This is a genomic window from Mesorhizobium atlanticum (assembly GCF_003289965.1).
In the GTDB taxonomy this organism is placed as follows: domain Bacteria; phylum Pseudomonadota; class Alphaproteobacteria; order Rhizobiales; family Rhizobiaceae; genus Mesorhizobium; species Mesorhizobium atlanticum.
Map to the genome: position 1 here is coordinate 604,883 of NZ_QMBQ01000002.1, position 16,875 is coordinate 621,757.

The 16,875-nt window shown below is 64.6% G+C and carries 19 protein-coding genes and 1 pseudogene; 6 read left to right on the forward strand and 14 right to left on the reverse strand.

Going from position 1 to position 16,875, the window contains the following annotated elements:
- From DPM35_RS07890 to DPM35_RS33280, 4 genes and pseudogenes are all read left to right on the forward strand, one after another.
- A complete protein-coding gene (locus DPM35_RS07890; RefSeq protein ID WP_112126718.1) occupies nt 1-777 on the forward strand; it encodes an esterase family protein in 777 nt (258 codons plus the stop codon).
- The gene (locus DPM35_RS07895) at nt 777-1,091 is read left to right on the forward strand and encodes a nuclear transport factor 2 family protein (protein WP_112126719.1); all 315 of its coding nucleotides are present in this window, start codon (nt 777-779) and stop codon (nt 1,089-1,091) included. The genes DPM35_RS07890 and DPM35_RS07895 overlap by 1 nt, the downstream gene beginning before the upstream one ends.
- Before the next feature lie 50 nt (nt 1,092-1,141).
- Nucleotides 1,142-1,372, forward strand: a pseudogene (locus DPM35_RS33275) (hypothetical protein); the annotation flags it as partial.
- A gap of 80 nt (nt 1,373-1,452) precedes the next feature.
- The gene (locus DPM35_RS33280) at nt 1,453-1,578 is read left to right on the forward strand and encodes a hypothetical protein (protein WP_425373350.1); all 126 of its coding nucleotides are present in this window, start codon (nt 1,453-1,455) and stop codon (nt 1,576-1,578) included.
- Nucleotides 1,579-1,601: 23 nt separating this feature from the next.
- Here the strand turns inward: DPM35_RS33280 and DPM35_RS07905 are convergent, their stop codons facing one another.
- From DPM35_RS07905 to DPM35_RS07935, 7 genes are all read right to left on the reverse strand, one after another.
- Entirely contained in the window at nt 1,602-2,354 is a 753-nt protein-coding gene (locus DPM35_RS07905) for an SDR family NAD(P)-dependent oxidoreductase (RefSeq protein WP_112127102.1), read from the reverse strand.
- 49 nt (nt 2,355-2,403) lie between these two features.
- The gene (locus DPM35_RS07910) at nt 2,404-3,507 is read right to left on the reverse strand and encodes an AbrB family transcriptional regulator (RefSeq protein WP_112126720.1); all 1,104 of its coding nucleotides are present in this window, start codon (nt 3,505-3,507) and stop codon (nt 2,404-2,406) included.
- 100 nt (nt 3,508-3,607) lie between these two features.
- Complete coding sequence (locus DPM35_RS07915; RefSeq protein ID WP_112126721.1) at nt 3,608-3,994, reverse strand: type II toxin-antitoxin system VapC family toxin; 387 nt, start codon at nt 3,992-3,994, stop codon at nt 3,608-3,610.
- The gene (locus DPM35_RS07920) at nt 3,991-4,236 is read right to left on the reverse strand and encodes a type II toxin-antitoxin system Phd/YefM family antitoxin (protein WP_112126722.1); all 246 of its coding nucleotides are present in this window, start codon (nt 4,234-4,236) and stop codon (nt 3,991-3,993) included. The genes DPM35_RS07915 and DPM35_RS07920 overlap by 4 nt, the downstream gene beginning before the upstream one ends.
- A gap of 147 nt (nt 4,237-4,383) precedes the next feature.
- Nucleotides 4,384-4,695, reverse strand: a complete 312-nt coding sequence (locus DPM35_RS07925) for a putative quinol monooxygenase (RefSeq protein ID WP_112126723.1) — start codon at nt 4,693-4,695, stop codon at nt 4,384-4,386.
- Nucleotides 4,696-4,746: 51 nt separating this feature from the next.
- Nucleotides 4,747-5,520, reverse strand: coding sequence for an SDR family NAD(P)-dependent oxidoreductase (locus DPM35_RS07930; RefSeq protein ID WP_181591963.1), 774 nt, complete (start codon nt 5,518-5,520; stop codon nt 4,747-4,749).
- A gap of 81 nt (nt 5,521-5,601) precedes the next feature.
- Nucleotides 5,602-6,036: a DsrE family protein gene (locus tag DPM35_RS07935; protein WP_112127103.1), complete on the reverse strand. Its 435-nt coding sequence runs from the start codon at nt 6,034-6,036 to the stop codon at nt 5,602-5,604.
- Between the two features lie 98 nt (nt 6,037-6,134).
- On the opposite strand from DPM35_RS07935, the gene DPM35_RS07940 reads away from it, so the two are divergent.
- On the forward strand, nt 6,135-7,235 hold the full coding sequence (locus DPM35_RS07940) for a hypothetical protein (RefSeq protein ID WP_112126725.1): 1,101 nt from the start codon (nt 6,135-6,137) through the stop codon (nt 7,233-7,235).
- Nucleotides 7,236-7,421: 186 nt separating this feature from the next.
- Here DPM35_RS07940 and DPM35_RS07945 read toward each other — a convergent pair whose 3' ends face one another.
- The 6 genes from DPM35_RS07945 to DPM35_RS07970 form a co-directional block, all read right to left on the reverse strand.
- Nucleotides 7,422-8,351, reverse strand: a complete 930-nt coding sequence (locus DPM35_RS07945; protein ID WP_245431472.1) for a cation diffusion facilitator family transporter — start codon at nt 8,349-8,351, stop codon at nt 7,422-7,424.
- A gap of 33 nt (nt 8,352-8,384) precedes the next feature.
- Nucleotides 8,385-10,574, reverse strand: a complete 2,190-nt coding sequence (locus DPM35_RS07950; RefSeq protein ID WP_112127104.1) for an anthranilate synthase — start codon at nt 10,572-10,574, stop codon at nt 8,385-8,387.
- Nucleotides 10,575-10,811: 237 nt separating this feature from the next.
- Entirely contained in the window at nt 10,812-11,867 is a 1,056-nt protein-coding gene (locus DPM35_RS07955) for a succinylglutamate desuccinylase/aspartoacylase family protein (RefSeq protein WP_112126727.1), read from the reverse strand.
- 90 nt (nt 11,868-11,957) lie between these two features.
- The gene (locus DPM35_RS07960; RefSeq protein ID WP_112126728.1) at nt 11,958-13,130 is read right to left on the reverse strand and encodes an MFS transporter; all 1,173 of its coding nucleotides are present in this window, start codon (nt 13,128-13,130) and stop codon (nt 11,958-11,960) included.
- Between the two features lie 194 nt (nt 13,131-13,324).
- Nucleotides 13,325-14,701, reverse strand: a complete 1,377-nt coding sequence (locus tag DPM35_RS07965) for an FAD-containing oxidoreductase (protein ID WP_112126729.1) — start codon at nt 14,699-14,701, stop codon at nt 13,325-13,327.
- Complete coding sequence (locus tag DPM35_RS07970) at nt 14,698-15,159, reverse strand: DUF4126 domain-containing protein (RefSeq protein WP_112126730.1); 462 nt, start codon at nt 15,157-15,159, stop codon at nt 14,698-14,700. The genes DPM35_RS07965 and DPM35_RS07970 overlap by 4 nt, the downstream gene beginning before the upstream one ends.
- A 133-nt stretch (nt 15,160-15,292) precedes the next feature.
- Between DPM35_RS07970 and DPM35_RS07975 the strand changes: the two genes are divergently transcribed.
- The gene (locus DPM35_RS07975; protein ID WP_112126731.1) at nt 15,293-15,850 is read left to right on the forward strand and encodes a sugar O-acetyltransferase; all 558 of its coding nucleotides are present in this window, start codon (nt 15,293-15,295) and stop codon (nt 15,848-15,850) included.
- On the opposite strand, the gene DPM35_RS07980 is transcribed toward DPM35_RS07975, so the two are convergent.
- A complete protein-coding gene (locus DPM35_RS07980) occupies nt 15,837-16,814 on the reverse strand; it encodes a helix-turn-helix domain-containing protein (protein WP_112127105.1) in 978 nt (325 codons plus the stop codon). The two genes, DPM35_RS07975 and DPM35_RS07980, sit on opposite strands and share 14 nt — an antisense overlap.
- Nucleotides 16,815-16,875: the final 61 nt, after the last annotated feature.

A 16,875-nucleotide genomic window follows, 5' to 3' on the forward strand; every position in this document is an offset into this window, starting at 1 on the left:
ATGGACGTCTCCTATCACAAGGGCCAAGCCCGCAATCTCGGCCGCGACATGGAATACAAGCGCTACGGCCATGCCGGGCGCCCGGTGGTGGTGTTCCCGACCTCGCAAGGGCGCTTCTACCAGTTCGAGGATTCGGGCGGGGTCGCGGCGCTTGCCGAGTTCATCGACACGGGCCGCATCCAGCTCTTCACGCTCGACGGCATCGATTCAGAATCCTTCTTCAACAAGCATGCCGATGCGGCGCATCGCATCGCGCGGCACGAGGCCTATTTCCGTTATGTGCGGGAAGAGGCGCTGCCGGAGCTGCAGGCGGTCGCCGCCAAGTCCAATGGCGGCCGCAATCTCAAGCCGCTGTTCAGCGGCTGCTCGATGGGCGGCTACCATTCGTCGAACTTCGTGTTCCGCTTCCCGGAACTGGCAAGCGGCGTCATCTCGCTGTCCGGCGTCTATTCGGCGCGCGACTTTTTCGGCCGGGCGCTGGAAGGCAACATCTATTTCAATTCGCCGCTCGACTACCTGCCTGGCATCGTCGACCAGAAGCTGCTCGGGCGGCTGAGGGCGCTCAGGCTGATCTTCTGCTGCGGCCAGGGCGCCTGGGAAGAGCGCATGCTGGTCGAGACGCGCGAGCTGGAGCAGGTGCTGCGCGACAAATCTATCCCAGCCTGGGTCGACTATTGGGGTGGCGACGTCAGCCATGACTGGCCGTGGTGGCACAAGCAACTGGTCTATTTCTTCGGCCGCTGGCTGGATGACGATCTGATGCACAGGCTGGATTGATGACCACGCCCGACCCGATCCGCCGCTTTGTCGAAGCCACCAATGCCGGCGATACTCGAGCCTTTCTCGACACGTTCACCGAGAAGGCTTTCCTCAGCGACTGGGGCAGCGATTTCCATGGCCGCGACGGCGTGGCGCGGTGGAACCAGTCGGACAATATCGGCGTGCAGTCCAATCTCCGCATCGTCAGCGTCGCGCAGCGCGACGGCGTCCACCATGCCCGTGTCGCCGTGACCGGCAATGGCTTCAACGGCGAGGGCGACATGGCCTTCACGCTGGACGGCGACCGGATCGAGCGCCTGATCATCAGTTGAAGGCCGACGCGTCAAGCAGGGCGTCCGGCGCAGAAGCCGGATGCCCTGCCTTGGCTGGGGGCGTCAGCCTTCCTGGCACGCCGGCACAGGAGCGACGTCCTGCTCCGGCGCCGATCCGCCATGGCACGCCCCGAACGCCGGCGGATCTTTCGGCGCATTTCGGCATCCATTTCGGCTTTCTCAACAGCGGCAGGCTGCTCCATTGGCCGTTCATCACCGGGAGCGCCGCGCCGCAGATGCGCTCGATGCTGACCTGCAACAACATGGAGGCATTGAAGGGCGCGACGCTTGCCGGGCTCGGCATCGCCTGCATGCCCGATTTCCTGGTGCGGGAGGCTCTGATGACGGAAGGCTGCGGACCGTGCTCGACGAACATGTCGACGGCCGCGGCCGGTTTCGCATGCTGTGGCCATCCAATCGCCACCTCTCGCCCAAGGTGCGCGTCTTCGTCGATTTCCTGCCCGAGCGGCTTGCCGTCGGGCGATAGCTTTCGCGGCGGGCGGCCTGCGGTCAGTAGGTGGTACGACCGCCGGAGAGGTCGAAGGTGGCGCCGGTGGTGAAGGAGTTCTCGTCCGACAGCATGAAGGCGATCATGGCGGCCGCCTCCTCGACCTCGACGAAACGGCCGCGCGGCACCTTGCCGAGCATGTAGGCGACCTGGGCCTCGGTAAGCTGCTCCAGAATGCGGGTGCGGGCGGGCGAGGGCGTCAGCGCGTTGACGGCTATGTCGTATCCGGCGAGCTCCTTGCCGAGCGATTTGGTCAGCGCCAGCACGCCGGCCTTGGCAGCCGAATAGCCGGCGGCGTTGGGATTGCCCTCCTTGCCGGCAACCGAGGAGATGTTGACGATGCGGCCATAGTTGCGCGCGACCATGCCGGGCACCAGGCGCTTGCAGCAATAGAAGACGCCATTGAGGTCGATATCGACGATCTGGCGCCACGCCGCGGGATCGTAGTCGACCACGGTCGCCGCCGGCCCGGCAATGCCGGCATTGTTGACGAGAAGATCGACGGGGCCAAGCGTCCGCTCGGTCTGGGTGGCCGCGCGATCGACGGCCTCGATCCGCGACTGGTCGCAAAGGATGGCCTCGACGCGGCCAAGCGAAGCGAGTTCGGCTACGGCCTTGGCCATTGCGGCCTGGTCGATGTCCCAGATGGCCACGCTGGCGCCCGACGACAACAAACGTCGCGCGACCGCAAGGCCGATGCCTTGCGCGCCGCCCGTCACCACGGCGACGCGGCCGGAAAGATCGACAGCATTCACACGACGGTTCATGGGCATCTTCCTCGCTCCCGCCCTGCAATAGCGCGGATCAGGCCCTGACGTTTCGCGCCACCAGCCTGGCTACGCTTGGCCCAATGAGCAGCACGACCAGGAAGCGTGCCGACTGCAAGGCCATGACGAAGGAGATGTCGATGTGGCGCGCCGCGGCGGCGATGATGGCGACGCTGTCCATGCCGCCGGGGCTGGTCGCCAGATAGGCGGTCAGCGGATCGATGCCGAGCAGGCGGCTGATGACGAAGGCCATGCCGCTGCAAAAGGCGATCAGCGCGACGATCGAGCCAACGACCTGCGGCAGGGCGCGCGCCGCGTGGCGCAGGATCGGACGGGTGAAGTTCAGCCCGATCGACCAGCCGACCATGGCGTAGCTGATCGCGAGCAGCCAGGGCGGCAACTGCATCGGCACGCCGAGGCCGAGATGGATGACCGCGCCGAAAATGAAGGTGCCGAGAAAGAACGGGGAGGGCAGCCTGACCAGCTTTCCTGCCAGGCCGCCCACGATCGCGATGCCGATGGTGGCGGCAAAGGCGAAGGCATCGATCGGCGGAAACCAGACGATCGGCGGCACCTCGACGCCGGATGTGCCGACCCACATTCTGGCGACGAGCGCGGCGGTCATCGAGACGAAGATGACGCGCAGATATTGCATGAAGGCGACGAGACGCTGGTCGGCGCCAAAGGCGCCGGCCATCAGCACCATGGCCGTGGCGGCACCAGGCGAGGAGCCCCAGACCGCCGTGGTGCCGGGCAGGATGCGCCAGCGGCTGATCAGCCAGCCGAGCAGGCTGGAGGCGGTAACGGTTGCCATCACCACACCGAGGAAGAGCGGCCATTCCTTGTAGAAGGCCGCAAAGATGTCGGCGGAGATCGAATTCGCCACCAGGCAGCCGACGATCGCCTGGGCCGATCCGAACAGGAGGCGCGGCACGCGCACCGTGGCGCCGTTGGTGCCAGTCAGGATCGCGGCAAGCATAGGGCCGATCAGCAGCGCCGCCGGCAGGGCGGCGAGCTCCAGCGCGCCGGCGAAGAGCAGCGAGAACACCAAAAGCACCAGCCATTGCCGCGGCGGGCGCAGGCGCGCCATGCGTTCGATCGGCGCCTGGGCCTGGGATGCTTGCTCCGGTGGGGAATCCATCTTTTGGTCTTAAACCCGGAGGCGGGAAATGCGAAACCTGAATACACAGGAAAACGAAACCCGTCATCCTTTAACCGATCCTCCCTTGAAGGATCTCTGCTCAGACCTTTCGGACAGGACCAGGGTAACGGGCGACAAGATCGTCCACAGTCAGCAAGGTGATGCCTTCCACGGTCGCTTGGGCAATAAGAATTCGGTCGAAGGGATCTTTGTGGATGGACGGAAGTCCGTCGACAGCGACGGCGTGCTCACTGGTGATGCATAATTCGCCATAGCCGTTGTCGAGAAGTCCGCGCCGAAGCAAGCGCGGATCAACCGTGAAGCCGTCTTTCCCAAGGCCACGCTTGATGGCGGCCTCCCAGAGGCTGGCAGCACTGAACAGCAATTCGTTTGATGGAGCCTCGATCTCGGCCACGGCCGTAAGCGGCAGTCGGTCTGGCTCACTGGCCGCCCACAGCAGCAAGTTAGTGTCGAGCAACAACTTCATGTTTTGAGGCCGAACAACTGCTCAATCTCATCTTGACCCATGCGGTCGAAATCGTCGGGCACGGAAAACTGGCCCACCATGAAACCAAGCCGTTTTTTCTGTGTCGCGGCTGGCTGATCGATGGGAACGACCTTGACCAGCGGCTTGCCCGCCTTGGCAATAATGAACGGCTCACCCTTGGCAGCCTGGTCCACGAGACGTGAGAGATTGGTCTTGGCATTGTGGATGTTTACGGTCTGCATCGCTGGCCACTCCACTCAGACTTAGTCCAATAGACTTAGTTCAATCGCTTTGGCATTGCAAGTGGTCGGGAACTGGATATCTGCCGCCAACAACGATGTTGTAGAAGGCCGCGACTCAGCCCGGCGAGTTTGAGATATCCGAAGCGATCAGCCGGTCTTTTCGGGGGCGGGCAGTCCAAAGCCGCCGACCGGATGAGTCTCGATCTGGAATTCGAAGCCGGCGATGAAGGGACGCGCCCTGGCGATCGCGGCCTGGACTTCCGGCAGCTGAAGCGAGGCCTTGTGGCTCGCCTGGTCGGTCCATACTTCGGTGACCCAGATGGCATCGGCGTCGGCCGGATCGGTGGCGATGATGTAGCTCAGGCAGCCGGGGAGCGCGGCAGTGCTTTCGCGCAGCACGTCCATGACCGCATCGCGCTGGCCGCGCGCCGCCCGCATCTTGCCGATCAGTCCGTACATGCCTTGATCTCCCTCCGGGTTGCACGCTCAATCAAGTATGCAATCGCCAGGTCACGGCATCAACTGGCCGCCATTCACCTCGATCACCTGGCCGATGATGTAGCCGCTCAACAGATCGGACGACAGGAACAGGTAGGCGCCGACGCAATCCTCGGCCGTTCCGGCGCGACCCTGAGGAATGGTCGCGACCATCGCCTTGATCTGCTCGGCGCTCGAATAGCGTTCGTGGAACGGCGTCAGGATCGTGCCCGGCGCGACCGCGTTGACCCGGATGCCGAAGCCGATCAGTTCCTTCGCCATGCCGCGCGTCACGTTGGAAACGAAGGCTTTCGATGAACCATAGAGGCCGGCGCCACCGCCGGCGCCGTTGCGGGCGGCGATCGAGGTGGTGTTGATGATGAAGCCGCCCTGGCGCTTCAGCCATGGAATCGCCTTGCGCGAGGCGGTCAGCACGGAGCGGGCATTGAGGTCCATAACCGCGTCGTAATGCGCTTCGTCCTGATCGGCATAGGCGACGCGGCCGAGCATGCCGCCGGCATTGTTGACCAGGCCGTCGAGCCGGCCGAAATGGTTTGCGCTCCCTTCGACCACACGCTCGACGTCGGCAGGTATCGAAAAATCGCCCTGAACCAGAAACACCTCGCCGCCATCGTCGCGGATGGATTCGGCCACGGCTTCGGCGGGCGCGCGGCTCGCATTGTAATGCAGAGCGACGCGGCACTTCTGCGCCGCGTAGGCACGGGCAAGTGCTGCACCGATGCCGGTGGAAGCGCCGGTGACCAGCACCGCCTTGCCGGCAAGATCAGGGATGGCGAGTGTCGTCATGTCGGCTGGCCTCCTGGTTGGCATATTTCGTAGGCCATTGCCGGCCTGCCGTTCAAGTGTTGGCGTTCAAGCGCGGGCGCTTCAGGGCCTTAGATAGACATAGCCCTGCCGCTGCAGTTCAGCGAGCTTCACGACGCCACCTTTCTCGGCAAGCTCGAAGCCCGGCAGCAGGTCGGTCAGCGTGATCTCCATGCCGTGCAGGGTGTTGCCGCAGGCCTGCGGGACGAGCCCCTGCTGGACGAGGCCGGCAAAGCGGCTGGAAATCGCGCCTGAAGCGCTTTTGGACTTGAAGGCGGTCAGAGCCGGACCGTGCACCACAAGGACGATATCGACATCGCCGCCGGTGCCTTCATAGTGGTTCTTGATGTTGCCGAGGACGAAATTGACCTTGTCCGCGTCGCTAAGGTGATAGGCCACTTTCAGCTTCTCCTCCGTCGCCGCCGCGTTTGCCCGGCTCAGGCCGAATAGGCTTGCGGCGCCGGCAAGACCGGCGCGAAAGATGTCACGGCGCAGCATCGTATCCTCCTTGCCTTGCCGCCTCGCATGATTTTGCATGGTCCGGGCGGCACTCCTGGACTAGCATACCCCAGTCCGGTCGGTGGGAGGAGGATCACATGACATCGAGGACCATGGTAGCGAGGACCGTGGCTGGCGCGCTGCTTTGCGCTGCCCTTGCCGTTTTCGCCAGTGCGGCGCGCGCCGACAACACTCTCAGCCTCAAAGAGCTGAGCCCCAACGGCGCCGATGCCTGTTTCGGCCGCGTCTATGACGCCGCCCATCTCAAGGCGCATCCGCACCAGAAAGTGGCGCGCATCTTCTTCTTCTACGGTCACGATCCGGTCAGCCGGCCGAATGAAGAACCGCCTGCCAACCAGGATAACTCCTACAACGGCTTCCTCACCACCACGGTGCGCGACGGCAAAAAACCCGAATGGGCGAGCAGCTGGTGCAACAAGAACGACCCGAGCGATCCGTCGAGCGGCATCCGCTGTGGCATGGATTGCGACCGCACGCTGGCTTCGCTGAAGGTCGACGACAAGGGGAAGCTTCTTCTGTCCGGCCTCTCGCAGGACGTCTATCTCGATCCCGACGCGTCGGAATCGATGAGCAAGGCCGAATACAACAAGCAGGCGCTCGGCAGCGAGGACGACAATTTCAAGCTGGATCCGATGCCCGCTGCCGCCTGCAAGTCGGAGTTCGCGCGCATCGATCCGATCGATCCGGCGCTGGGAGATCCGCTGCGGGTGCGGCTTAAGCCCGACCAGCCCTTCTGCTTCGGGCGTGACTATGACGACGCGCATCTGAAAACACATCCCAACCAGCTGACGCAATCGATTCGCGTCTTCCGTGGCCCGGTCGAGCTCGCCTCCTTCGCCGCCAGCGGCGATGCCGCGAACTGGCCGGACGGGGCGGATATCGCCGTGTCGGTGACGACGCGGCAGAAAGGCAAAAAGGTCACGCAGACCTATTCCTGCCAGGGCGAGGCAGACCAGTGGCGCTGCTCGGCCAGCTCGAAGATGAGCGATTTCGCCTGCGACATCTCGCAGAAGGAGATCTTCCTCAAGCGCGGCGCCAACGGCACGATTATGCTGGCCAACCCCAACAATGCGGTTGCGGTGGTCGATCTCTGCTCGAAGGCAGCGAATGGTAAAACGAAGTCCGACGACAAGATCTACCGGCTGCAGCCGATGCCGCAGTCGGCCTGCGCACCGTAACAACCGCTTCAGCAAGGAGCGAAGCGACGCGGCGCAGACCATAGAATCCATTCCGTGACGCTAACGCGTTGAAACTGTGCAGAATTCTGCTCCGTTGCACCCCTTGGCAAAGGTAACGGCATGGATTCCAGGGTCTTCGCGACGCCGCTCCGCGGCTGCTTCGTCCTGGAATGACGAAGATTTTCCTTACGCGAAAGGCACCGCCGTTGTGCCTTTCGGCAGCTTGGCCTCGTCGTCGGGCTCGACATGAATGGTGACACGCACCGAGGGGATCTCGGCCTTCAGCGCGTCCTCGATGCGGTCGCAGATGACATGGCTGGCGCCGACCGTCATGTCGGCGTCGACGACGAGGTGGAACTCGATGAAGGTGGCGCGCCCGGCAATGCGCGTCTTCAGGTCATGCACCTCGAGCGCGCCTTTCGAATTGGCCGAGATGATGTCGCGGATCTGCATGTTTTCCTGGCTGTCGACGGCGCGATCCATCAGGCCGCTCATCGACGAGCCGATGACATGCCAGCCCTGCCACAGGATGTTGAGCGCGACGATCACGGCCAATGCCGGATCGAGGATCTGCCAGCCCGTAAGCACGGCGCCGACAAGGCCGCCGAGCACGCCGACGGACGTCACGACGTCGGTCATGATGTGCTGGCCATCGGCGGTCAGGGCGGGCGATTTCGCGTTCTGCCCGGCGCGGATCAACATCCAGGCCCAGATGGCGTTGATAACCGTCGCGACGCCGTTGACGGCAAGGCCCCGCCAAGGCTGATCGAGCGGCGTCGGCTGCTGCCAGGATCGCCACACCTCGTTGATGATCAGGAGCGCCGCGACGACGATCAGCACCCCCTCGAGCACGGCCGAGAAGTATTCCGCCTTGTGATGGCCGAAGGGATGGTCCTGGTCGGCGGGCTTGTAACTGATCTGGATCGCCCAGAAAGCGGCGATTGAGGCAATCACGTTGACGATCGATTCCGCCGCGTCCGAATAGAGCGCGACCGAGCCGGTGATGTACCAGGCGACGACCTTGAGGACGAACACGACGCCGGCGACGACGATCGACCAGAACGCAAGGCTGGCGACCTTTTGCCTGGTCGCCGCCTTTGCTTGCGTCGTCGTCATCGTCATTGCCGCATTCATCCCGACGCGCCGCCTTCAGGCGGCCTTTTCCTTGGCCTTGCGCGGCAGATGCGCGACGATGTTCTCGATGATGCGCATGCCGGCATTGTGGCCGAGCGTCATGATCGATTCCGGGTGGAACTGCACCGCCGCGATCGGCTCCTTGCGGTGCTCGAAGGCCATGATGATGCCGTCCTCGGTCTCGGCCGTGACAACGAATCCGTCGGGCAGCCGCACCGGATCGGCGAAGATCGAATGATAGCGGCCGACGGTCACTTCCTTGGGAAGCCCCGAGAAGATGATGCCGGGTTTCGAGACGCGGATGCGCGAGGGCTTGCCATGCATGGGGATGTGCAACTGCCTCAATTCGCCGCCATAGGCTTCGGCGAGCGCCTGCAGGCCGAGGCAGACGCCGAAGATCGGCAGGTCGCGGCTGCGCGCCCTTTTGATCGTGGCGGCGCAATCGAAATCCTTCGGCGTGCCTGGGCCGGGCGACAGCACGACGAGGTCGGGCTTCAGCCGGTCGAAGACTTCCTCCGGCACCGGCGTGCGCACGGTGGAGACATTGGCGCCGGTCTGGCGGAAGTAGTTGGCCAGCGTGTGGACGAAGGAGTCCTCGTGGTCGACGAGCAGGATGTTGACGCCGTCGCCGACGCGCGCGGTGGCGCGCTCGGCGCCTGCGGCGTTGCCGGTCTTGGCGTCGCGGATGGCGGATAGCATGGCGGATGCCTTCAGTTCGGTTTCGGCTTCTTCTTCCTCGGGCACGCTATCGAAAAGCAGCGTGGCGCCGGCACGCACCTCGGCGATGCCGTCCTTGATGCGGATGGTGCGCAGCGTGAGCCCGGTGTTCATGTCGCCGTTGAAATTGACCATGCCGATCGCGCCACCATACCAGGCGCGCGGGCTCTTCTCGTTCTGCTCGATGAAGCGCATGGCCCAAAGCTTCGGCGCGCCGGTAACGGTGACCGCCCAGGCGTGCGAGAGGAAGGCGTCGAACGCGTCCATGCCTTCGCGCAGCCGGCCCTCGATATGGTCGACGGTGTGGATCAGACGCGAATACATCTCGATCTGGCGGCGGCCGATGACGCGCACCGAGCCCGGCTCGCAGACGCGCGACTTGTCGTTACGGTCGACATCCGAGCACATGGTGAGCTCGGACTCGTCCTTCTTGGAGTTGAGCAGCTTCAGGATCTGCTCGGAGTCGGAAATGGCGTCGTCGCCGCGCTTGATGGTGCCCGAGATCGGGCAGGTTTCGACGCGGCGGCCGTTGACGCGCACGAACATCTCCGGCGAGGCGCCGATCAGATATTCGTTCTCGCCGAGATTGATCAAGAAGGAATAGGGCGAGGGGTTGATCGATTTCAGCTTGCGCGAGATGTCGGAGGGCTGGGTCTCGCAGCGCTCGTAGAACATCTGTCCAGGCACGACTTCGAACAGGTCGCCGCGCTTGAAACTCTCCATCGCCCGGCGCACCAGGTTGGCGTATTCGCCCGGCTCGTGGTCGCCGCGTGGCGGGATACGGTCGGCGGTCTTGAACGGCTCGACATGGGCGTCGCGGGTGAGACCTTCTGTCGAAAAGCCGTCGCCGGAATAGTCGTAGCGGTCGGTCCAGGCCTTGGTCGAATAATGGTCGACCACGAGAATCTCGTCGGGCAGGAACAGCACCAGGTCGCGCTGGCTTTCCTTGCGCTCGAGCTTGTAGTCGACCGGATCGAACTGGAAGGCGAGGTCGTAGCCGAAGGCGCCGTAAAGGCCGAGATTGGCGTCCTCGGCGGTCTTGAACAAAGCGGTGATGGCGCGCAGCACGGTGAAGACGGACGGAACGCGGCTGCGCTCCTCCTCAGTGAAGACACGGCCCGGTTTTGTTACATCGAGGCGGATGAGCGTCTTCGAAGTTTCGACGATCGTCACTTCGCTCAGCGCGCCAAGCGTCTTGCCGATCACCGGCAGCAACACTTCGCCGCGCTTGTTCAGCGCTTCGATGCGCATGGCGCGGCCGCGCGCCGAAATCACCAGCGGCGGATCGATGATGGCGGTGTCCCAGCGCGTGTAGCGGCCAGGATATTCATAATTGGAGGAAAACACCGCGCCGCGGCGTGAATTCAGGCCGTCGACATAGGCGTCGATCGCGCCTTCATAGGGCCTGTCGTGCCGTTCGCGGGTGATCGTCACGCCGCCGGCAGTGACGAAGCGCTCGGCCCCGTTGTCCAGAACTTTAGTCGTCATTGCCGTCTCCATCAGCGTTTTGGGCAACGGACCCGGGAATGGCTCTAAAAAACAAATGGCCGCCCGGACATTCCGCTGCGGCCACCCTCATTTTCACGCGCACACGCACGAACCGGCCGCTGTCAGCAGCCCCACCACCAAATGGTCTTGTTCGAACGCATGTTCATGCCGACTCCCATAGCGGCGAATGGAGGTCGGTGCAACTGGATTTCACCTGGATGGTGAAGACCGCCCGTCTCAGTCCTCGAGCGTCCCGGAGCGCGCGTCGCTGCTCTTGCCGTCGCCGGCGAGCTTCAAAAGGTCCTCGCCGGCGCGGATGATGCGGCGCGAACGGCGGGTCAGGATGAAGCCCGATTGCGGGGCAAACACTTCCGTGCGGCCGTTGGCTTCGCCCGGCGTATGCACGATCGTCGCCAGCCTGTCGCCCTTCTTGACGCGGTCGCCGGGCTTGACCTCGTAGAGGATCGCGCCGGCCCTTGGCGCGGGCATCATGTCGATGTTTTCGAGCGGCACGACAGGGCCGGCAAATTTGCCGAATTTCGGAACCGATGGATCCTGGATAACGCCGCGCGTCACCAGCAGGCGGTAGAGTCCCTCGGCATCGGAAGCGGCCAAAGCGCCATCGACATCGAGCATGCCGCGGTATTCGACCGTACTGACGACGCGGCGGTCGAAGCGCGCGACGCTCGCGGGCACGTTCTGGTAGGGCATGATCGAGGCGCCCTCGAAGGTGCCGGTGCTGTCCTCGCTCCACAAAAGGACAGCCTCGGCGCCCATGGCGGCGGCGCAGTCGGCCATATGCGGCCACAGGCTGGTGTGGATGTAGAGATAGGCGAGGCCTTCGTCGTCGCAGTGGAGATCGAGCACGATGTCGCTGCCGAGCGAGAGCTGGACGAGCCGGTTCTTCAGCCGGCGATCGGCGCCGCCGAGGCTGACATCCGGCAATAGCCTGGCGTCGGGAGCCGCAAGCAACGGGAAGGAGCGGTTGAAGTTGGTGCGGGTGCCGAGGTTGAAGCGGCCCTGATGCTCGCCGAAATGATATTGCGCGCGGCCGATGGGGTTGGCCCAAGGCACGATGGTGATCGGACCCTTGATGCGGCCCTCGGTCTCGGCCTTGGCAAGCATCGGCATCAGCGCGTCGATAGCGACGACGCCCGGCAGCTCGCCGGCATGGAGAGCGGCCTGCAGATAGGCGGAGGGGGCCGCCTTGTCCTTGCCCTCGAAGCGGAAGACCGCGAATTCGTAAATCGTGCCTTCGGCGTCGCCGGCGATGCGCTCGATCGTCTTCTGCATGGGGCCTCCGGATGAAGAAGCCACCCAAATGCATGTTTGCGGTTGGGATGTCGAGTGGTCCAGCCGCCTGGGCTGTCGGGGCAGACGCCGCTATTCCGCCGGCTGCGGTTGCGGGACCGTGCGGCGGTCGAGCGCCTGCGACAGCACGGCCACGGCGACGGCCAGAAGCGCGAGCGTAGCGCCCACCAGCGGCAGGTTCGCGTAGGATACGCCCCAGGAGATGGCGAGCCCGCCGATCCAGGCGCCGCCGGCATTGCCGACATTGAAGGCGCCCTGGTTGAGCGTGGCGGCAAGGTTCGGCCCTTCGGCGGCCGCCTCGACGACCCGGATCTGCAGCGGCGGCACGACGATGAAGATCAGCATGCCCCACAGGAAGACGATGGCCACGGCCACGCTTGCAATCGCACCGAGCTTGGCGAAGACGACGAACAGCAGGGCCATGGCGAGCAGCGTGGCGATCACCGTCGGCATCAGCTTCCAGTCGGCCAGCCTGCCGCCGATGATGTTGCCGATGGTCATGCCGGCGCCGAAGAGCAGCAGCACCCAGGTGACGGTCGCGGTCGACAGGCCGGACACGTCGGTGAGGTAGGGCTTGATGTAAGTGAAGACCGCGAACAAGCTGGCGGAAGCGAGCGAGGCGATCAGCATCGCCAGCCAGACCTGCAGCCTGCCGAGCACGCGCAATTCGCCGAGCAGGCCGCCGCCGCTCGGCTCGGCGACATCCGACGGCACCAGCCAGGCGATGGCCGCGACCGAGATCAGGCCGATGCCGACGACGGCGAGGAAGGTGGCGCGCCAGCCGAAGGCTTCGCCCAGCGCCGTGCCGGCGGGAACGCCGAGAATGTTGGACAGCGTCAGGCCGGCAAACATCAGCGCAATCGCGCTCGCCCGCTTGTTGCGTGGCACGAGGCTGGCGGCAACGACGGAACCGATGCCGAAGAAGGCGCCGTGGCCGAAAGCGGTGAAGACCCGCGCCGCCATCAACAGCCAGTAGTTCGGCGCAATTGCGCAGAAGAGGTTGCCAATGACGAAGAGGGTGGCGAGGCCGATGAGCACCGGCTTGCGCGGCAGGCGGGCGGTCACCATGGCCACGATCGGCGCGCCGAAGACGACGCCCAACGCATAGCCGGTGACCAGAAGGCCAGCCGAAGGGATCGAGACGCCGAGATCGGCCGCGACCTCCGGCAGCAGGCCCATGATCACGAATTCGGTGGTGCCGATGCAGAAGGAGGCAATGGCAAGCGCCAGGATCGGCAGCGGCATGGGATGTCCGGACTGAATCGGTTCAAAACCGAGACTGACTTTGGATACGCTCAACGCACAAGCGTCATTGTTGCAACGCAGCAATGCAGAAAGACAAGATCGGGCTTGCGGGGAGTTTTTGCCTTATGCAACTCCGGACGGAAGGCTACGGCGAAGGCGCCGAGCCTACCGGCCGCACCTTTCCTGGAATTGCTCTAAGCCAGCGGCTTCAGCTCCTGGGCGATGGTCGGCAGCAACTCCGAGACATTGGGATGGATGTGCATGGCGCGCGCCAGCGTCGAGATCGGAGCCTTGGCATACATGAGGTCGAGCACGCAGTGGATCGCCTCGTCGCCGCCCGGCCCGAGCACGGTGCAGCCGAGGATTTCGCCGGTGTCGGCATCAGCCAGAATCTTCATGAAGCCTTGTGTCTCGCCCTTCTCGACCGCGCGGCCGACACGGGTCATCGGCCGCTGTCCGACCAGCGCGCGGCGGCCGGATTTCCTCACAGCGGCTTCCGTCATGCCGCAGCGCCCGAGTGGCGGATCGATATAGAGCGCGTAGGCTTCAATGCGGTCGCTGACTTTGCGCGGATCGTTGTCGAGCAGGTTCGCGGCGACGATCTCGAAATCGTTGTAGGAGGTATGGGTGAAGGCGCCCTTGCCGTTGCAGTCGCCCATCGCCCAGATGCCGGGCACGCTGGTGCGCAACTGGTCGTCGACGACGATGAAGCCACGCTGGTCGACCTCGACACCGGCCTTGTCGAGGCCAAGGTCGTCGGTGTTGGGGACGCGGCCGAGCGCCAGCAGCACATGCGAGCCGACCGCCGGCGGCTTGCCGGCGGAGAAGGTGACGGCGATCTCGTTACCTTTCCTGGCGAACGCGATGTCGTCGGCGCCAACATGGACGGCTATGCCTTCATTTTCGAGAATGGACTGGATGGCGGCGGAGGTTTCCTCGTCCTCGCGGCCGGTCAGCCGCGGCGCCTTCTCGATCACCGTGACCTCGGAGCCGAAGCGGCGGAACATCTGCGCGAATTCGAGCGAGATGTAACTGCCGCCGACGACGATCAGATGGCTGGGCAGCACATCGAGATCCATCATCGAGGAATTGGTGAGATAGGGGATGTCGTGGACGCCGGGCAGGTCGGGCACGGACGCGCGGCCGCCGGTGTTGAGGAAGATCTTCGGCGCGGTCAGCAGATCGTCACCGACACGCACGGTGTTGGCGGTGACGAAACGCGCATGGCCGCGATAGAGCGTGCACTTCTCCATTCCCGCGATCCAGGTCTCCAGCCCTGTACGGGAAGCGCCCGAAACCTTGTCCTTGCGTGCCTTGATCGCTTTGTAGTCGACGCCGACGGCACCGGACACCGTGACGCCGTAGTCGGCGGCGCGGCGGGCCAGGTGGGCGGCATAGGCGCTCGCCACCATCGTCTTGGTCGGGATGCAGCCGGTGTTGACGCAGGTGCCACCAACGAGCTTGCGTTCGATCAGTGCCACGCTCATGCCGGCCGCGTTGAGCCGGCCGGCGAGCGGGGTGCCGGCCTGGCCGGCGCCGATGACGATGGCGTCGAAGGCTTTGGCGCTCATGCGACGGCAGCCACGATCAGCAGCCCGGCAATGATGGCCACCGCATCCTCGATGAAGGCGGCGGGCGGATCCTTGCCGAAGGCCGCGGCCAGCCGGCCGCGCACCTCGGCGCCGCCCAGCGTGCCGATCACCGCGCCGATCGCGCCGGCGATGAGCCCGCCGATGGCGGCTCCGGCGGTGGCGCCGATCACCGCGCCGGTGAAGGCGCCCATGACGATGCGGGCGCCGAACTGCTGCGGCACCTTCCGGCTCGGTGTCGACGGCAACTGGTCGGTGACCAATTCGACGATCGCCAGAATGGTGAAGATGCCGACGGCGATCCAGTGTCCCATGAAGCTCGCCCACGTGCCTGTGACCGGCAGCCAGCCGAGATAGGAGCCCCAGGCGACGGCGGCGGGCGCTGTCATGGCGCGCAGGCCGGCAATGACGCCTATCAGCAGTGCAAGAATGTAAAGCATGGTCGACCCCCTCAAATTGAGACCGTCGCATGGTCTCGCAACGGCAAGCTAGCACAAGCCAGGCGTTTGGCCACGAGGCTTTTGTCTGACAATCGAATATGCTTTGGCAGAAGAAGAGATCCGGAGGTGTCGTATGACGACAAGCGAGCGCGCGAAGATGGCGGCGGGCGAATGGTACACCTGCATCGACGATGAGCTGGAGGCATTGCGCCTTGCCGCACGCGATGCGGTGTTCGAGCACAACGGCCTGGCGCCCCGGCAGCGCGGCAATATCGCTCCGGCCTTACGGACGTTGCTCGGCGGCGCGGGCGAGGGGGCTCGCATCGAGGCGCCGTTCCATTGCGCCTATGGCTTCAATTTGTTTCTCGGCGACGGCACTTTCCTCAACGCCGGTTGCACCATCCTCGATACCGCGCCGGTGCGCATCGGCAAGGGCACGCTGCTCGGCCCCAATGTGCAGATCTACTGCGCCGAGCATCATCGCGAAGCTTCCGGCCGGCTGGCCGGGCTGGAGATCGCGAAACCGGTGACGATCGGCGACTACGCCTGGATCGGCGGCAGTGCGGTGATCCTCGCCGGCGTCAGCATAGGCGAGGGCGCCATCGTCGGCGCCGGCGCCGTCGTGACGCGCGACGTGCCGGCCAGCAAGACCGTCGTCGGCAACCCGGCGCGAGTGGTCACGCCGCGCTGAGCGCGCCCGCGGTTCTGGAAAACTCCCGCCGATATTGCATCGGCGAGGTTTTCAGCCGCGCGGCAAAATGCTGGCGCAGCGAGGTGGCGCTGCCGAAACCGGCTTCGAAGGCCACCATGTCCATCGACTTGTCCGTCTGTTCCAGCAGTCTTTGCGCCAGCGCGACGCGCTGGTCGGCAAGCCAGTCGCCGAAACTGGTGCCGGTGGTTTTCTGGAAACGGCGCGTGAAGGTGCGGCGGGTGAGGCCGGCCGCGTCGGCGACGCTGTCGAGACTGTGCGCTTCGCCGAGCGTCGCGCGCACCTGATCGAGCGCGTGCGTGAAACGGTCCGCGTTCGGCGTCGGCGCAAGCGGGCGTTCGATGAACTGCGCCTGCCCGCCCTGCCGGTGCGGCGAGAGCACCACATGGCGGGCAAGCCGAAGGGCGGCCTCCGCGCCATAACGGGCACGTACGATGTGCAGGCAGCAGTCGAGCCCGGCGGCGACGCCGGCCGAGGTGATGATGTCGCCTTCGTCGACATAGAGCACGTCGGCGTCGATAGCGATGTCTGGGTGAAGCGCCTGGAGCTGATCGGTATAGGCCCAGTGGGTCGTTGCCTTGCGCCCGGCCAGCAATCCGGCGCCGGCAATGGCGAAGGTGCCGAGGCACAAGCCCACAATCAGCGCGCCACGCCGATGCGCGCCCTGCAGTGCCTCCTTGAACGGCGCGGCCAGAGGGGCATCGAGGTCCTTCCAGCTCGGGATGATGACGATATCGGCCTCTTCGAGTGCGGAAAGATCATGCGGCACGACGATGCTCAGCCCCGCATCGGTTTGAATGGGTCCCTCCTCAATCGCGCAGACGCGGAAGTCGAAGCGTGGCAGTCCAAGCTTGGTTCGATCGGCGCCGAACACAAGGCAGGGCACGGAGAGATGAAACGGGCTGATGCCGTCGAAAGCGACAGCGGCGATGATCGGGTTCTTCATGTCGGACATCGTTTGCGTTGGTTGGCGAATGTCCCAATTCTTTCGAATGATGTCAATCGGG